Raw genomic sequence first — 4030 nt, forward strand, 5'->3', positions numbered from 1 at the left:
GCTACGGGTATGAGGGTGGCCGCAGAGGGCTTGATACATTTGTTCATTACAGGCTGGTTAACACTCGATGACAATGGTCGGACAGTGGATCGAAGCCACGCTTCATGCAAAACACAATGCCAAGCACGCCCGGCTGCCCGATTACTGCCCCAAAAGTTGGTGCGGGCATGTCGATGTGGGAGGTGACAGCCTGCCAATAGGAAACGCGCTGACACTGTTCAACCTTGTGGGGACAACAGCTATCGCACCCCGTCCACGAGGAGAGATCCTACCTTTCTGTCTCAGCGCAGCTAGTCGGCGGGCGCAATGGCCAGCACGTCAACTTCTCGAGTATTAGCGCGTGGATATCGTTCTTATCCCTTTCGATGACGTCAAGAGTAAGCGCTGTTGTGGGACCACCTTTCGGGAGTGGTCGTGATCTGTGAGGTTGCCGATCCTGTATTGGGATCGGAGATCGGCTTGTGTCTGGACTTGACCTTACGCTTGACCCGGAGCGGCAGCTTCGGCGTTTCGAGGTGATCAACGGTGCCGGCGGTCGGCGTCATTGGTCGGTGGATGACAAGGCGCGGATCATCGCGGAGACGCTGGAGCCGAACGCAATCATTTCCGAGGTCGCCCGTCGGTATGGCCTTAGGCCGCAGCAGGTCTTCACCTGGCGCCGCGAAGCGCGCAAACAGGTCGCTTCGGTGCAGCAAGATTCTCCTGCCTTTGTGCCGGCGGTTGTGACGGCGCCGGAACCTGTAGCCAAGCGTCCAGCGAAGCAGCGGAAACGGCAAGCCACCCGAGATGCGGGCATGATCGAGCTTGAGATCGACGGCATCGCGATGCGCGTCGGCCGGGGCGCCGATACCAAGACGGTGGCCGCAGTGATCCGCGCGCTGAAGGCGACGTCGTGATCGGGCCGACGGGTGCGGTCAAGGTCTTGGTGGCGACGAAGCCGGTCGACTTCCGCAATTATGTGGAGCGTCGGATTATGCGGAGTCCGCAGCGGCAATTCCTTGCCGCCTGCGGTATTTGAGCAGCGATCACTCGACATAATCTGCCGATCGGCTGACGGACTTGAGCATGGCCAGCAGCTTATCGGGAGAGCGGAAGCGACCCGACTTGAGCGACGGCGGCGCCATCGCGGCGAGCGCCTCGAGCTTCTCGGTCGGATCGGCCCGCAGGTAGATTTCCGTACTTTGGAGGCTGGCATGACCGAGCCAGAGCGAGACTTTGCGGACATCCCGGGTCGCCTGCAGCGTGTGCATGGCACAGGTGTGGCGCAAGACGTGGGGAGTGACGCGCTTGTCGGCAATGGACGGTTGCTTCCGCGCCGCGGTGGCAACGTGCTTGGCCAGGATATATTCGAATCCGGACCGGGTCATCGCGCGTCCCGTCGCATTGAGAAAGAGCTCGGCGTCGCCACTCGCCGGGCGGACCGCCAGCCAAGCCTTCAATGCCGCTGCGGTCTGCTTCCACAGGGGCAGCACGCGCTCGCGGCGTCCTTTGCCCATGACGTGGATGCTGGCGACCGTCTGGCGGTCGATCTGGTCGATGCGGAGGCTGACGAGTTCGGACACGCGCAGCCCGGCAGCGAAGGCCAGATGCAGCATCGCCCGATCGCGGATGCCGGAGACCTGACGCGGGTCCGGCGCGTCGAGCAGAGCCTGCATCTCGTCGCGGCTGAGATGACTGACGAGGGCCTCGTCGACCTTCTTCATCGGGATCGCCCGGATCCGGCGTGCCTGATCCAGACAGGACGGGAGCCTATACTCGAGGAAGCGGAAGAAGGCTTTGATGGCGGCAAGACGGACGTTGCGGGTGCGCGCCGAGTTGCCGCGTCCTTCCTCCATGTGTTCCAGGAAGGAGAGAATGAGCGACGGATCGAGCTGCTCAATCTCGATGCCGGATGGGGTGGTCCGCAGTCGGGCAGCCGCGAAGCAGAGCAGCAACTGAAAGCTGTAGGCGTAGGCCGCGCAGGTGTGCGGGCTCGCTCGCCTCTCGTGCGGCAGATGCTCGCGCAGGAAGGCGGTGAGATGCGGAGCCAGCGCGGTCATGAGACGGCTCCTTGGTGCAAGGCCTCGCCGGCCGCCGCGATCTGCCTCATCAGGATCGGTGTTGCCTGCAGGTACCAATAGGTGTCGGTGACGTGGGCATGGCCGAGGTAGGTGCTGAGGGCAACGATATGACGGCCGACGGCATCGCGATCGTGCCGGCACTGCTCCAGTGAGCGTACGGCAAAGGTGTGCCGTAGATCATGAATACAGGGGCCCGGTTGGCCGGGGCCTCCTCGCAGGCCGATCGAGCGCGCGAGCTGGAGAAAGTTGGCGATCACGGTACTGTAGGCCGGCGATGCGCCCGCGGCGGAAACGAATAGCGCATTGTTCAAGGTACCGAGCCGGCGGCGTGCAACCAAATACCGGTCCAAAGCGTCGCATGTCGTGCCGTGGAGCGGCAGCAAGCGGCTCTTGTGGAACTTGGTCTGTCGGATGATCAGGCCATCGGCGGTCAGGTCATCGAGCTGAAGCGAGAGGGCTTCGGAAATGCGCATGCCGGTGGCGGCAATCAAGCCGAACAGGGTCTCGTACATTAACGGCCGGATCGAACCTGCCGGCTTCAGGCGGGCAGCCGCCTGCATCAGCGCGGCGATCTCGTCCGCGCTGTAGATATGCGGAATCCGTCGCTCCAACGGGCTGCGGCCCAGAGCGTCAGCGGGCGGGATCTCATGACGCCGATCCTCGGCCGACAGCGCCAGCGCAAAGCGGCGGACCGTCAGGAGTCGGTTGCGGCGCTGCTGTGGCAAAGACGCAAGCCTCGCCCATTCGAGCACGCGGGCAGCTTGGAGATGTCGGTCGTCGTGTCGCTCGGCGAAGGCAACAAAGCTCTTCAACAGCGTGTTCTGGACGCGGAACCTGAAGCCCAGCCTATGCTGCAGTTCCACATAGCGTGCGAGATCCTGGCTCAGCATGACGCACTCCCCGGCCAGGGCTGGGCAACCCGAAGCAACATGTCGACGTCGACCGACCGATGGCGCAGCACGGTTCCAATCAGGTCCAGCGTGGCGCCGGCCCGCAGCATGCTGGTTGCTGCCGAATGCCGCAGAAGATGGGCGCCTCGGGACGGAGCGTGGTCGATGCCGGCCCTCGCGAGCGCAAGGCTGACGATGCTCGAGACACTCGCGCTCACCAATGGCCGAAACGGTGCAACGGTCCGCAGGAAAATCTGCTCACAGGCGGCAGGCGGACGGGCGTCTCGCAGATAGTCGATAATCGCGTCGCCAGCGTCTTGGGGCAGCGGAAGCTGGACCTCGCGACGTCCTTTGCCGCGGACACGCAAGGTTCCCTCGCGCCAGTCAATGTCGTCGAGGCGCATTCCCGAAATGTCGCCGGCGCGCAGGCCGAGACGTGCAAGTGGCAGAAGCACCGCGCGGTCGCGGATGCCCATTGGCGTCGTAACGTCGCACGACGCAATGACCCGCTCAACTTCCGCCGGGGAGATGTAGCGCGGCAAGGCCGACAACCGCCATTGCGGCACCGTGGGGATCGCATGATCAAGCCCCGGCCCGCATAGGCCTTGGGTTGCCAAATATCTGAGGTAGCCCCGCAGCGCCATCGTCATTGTCTTGAGGTAAGCTGGCGAAGTTCGCTTGCCTTCATCCAAGATCGCTTGCCGAATAAGACGGGCATCGTAGTGCCTTGGATCGGGACCCAAAGCCGGAAGCAGCCGCATGACCATTCGGCCATGGCGACCGATTGTGCGCTCAGAAATGCCCCGGTGCCGTCTCAGCCAAATCTGGAATGCAAGGACTTGGTCGTCGTAGGCACGCGGCTCATCCTGCGTCAATGGCGTAACGACCTCGCATTCCGCCAGAAAGCTCACGAACCGCCGCGTCCGGTTCACGTATTTGGCGGACAGGCGATCGGCTCGTCGAACGCCGGGACAGCGGCATCGATGTCGCGCAAAGCGGCGAACCGTATCCTCGTTGATCTCCGCGACAGCGATCTTGGCGCTTTGCAGCCAATGTCCGAAGTGACGAGCCGAGGCTTCG

The 4030-nt window shown here is 63.3% G+C and carries 4 protein-coding genes; 1 reads left to right on the plus strand and 3 read right to left on the minus strand.

The genetic code is table 11. From position 1 onward, the window contains the following. Positions 1–515: 515 nt before the first annotated feature. Entirely contained in the window at positions 516–896 is a 381-nt protein-coding gene (tnpA, locus tag NKJ06_RS34735; protein WP_352812430.1) for an IS66-like element accessory protein TnpA, read from the plus strand. Positions 897–1025: 129 nt separating this feature from the next. On the opposite strand, the gene NKJ06_RS34740 is transcribed toward tnpA, so the two are convergent. From NKJ06_RS34740 to NKJ06_RS34750, 3 genes are all read right to left on the minus strand, one after another. Next, positions 1026–2039: a tyrosine-type recombinase/integrase gene (locus NKJ06_RS34740; RefSeq protein WP_352812433.1), complete on the minus strand. Its 1014-nt coding sequence runs from the start codon at positions 2037–2039 to the stop codon at positions 1026–1028. Then, complete coding sequence (locus tag NKJ06_RS34745) at positions 2036–2950, minus strand: tyrosine-type recombinase/integrase (RefSeq protein WP_352812434.1); 915 nt, start codon at positions 2948–2950, stop codon at positions 2036–2038. The genes NKJ06_RS34740 and NKJ06_RS34745 overlap by 4 nt, the downstream gene beginning before the upstream one ends. Then, the coding region (locus NKJ06_RS34750) for a tyrosine-type recombinase/integrase (protein WP_352812437.1) at positions 2944–4030 on the minus strand (1087 nt) is incomplete at its 5' end. The genes NKJ06_RS34750 and NKJ06_RS34745, both read right to left, overlap by 7 nt.

Origin of the sequence: Mesorhizobium sp. M0293 (assembly GCF_040321735.1) — a bacterium.
Lineage (GTDB): Bacteria > Pseudomonadota > Alphaproteobacteria > Rhizobiales > Rhizobiaceae > Mesorhizobium.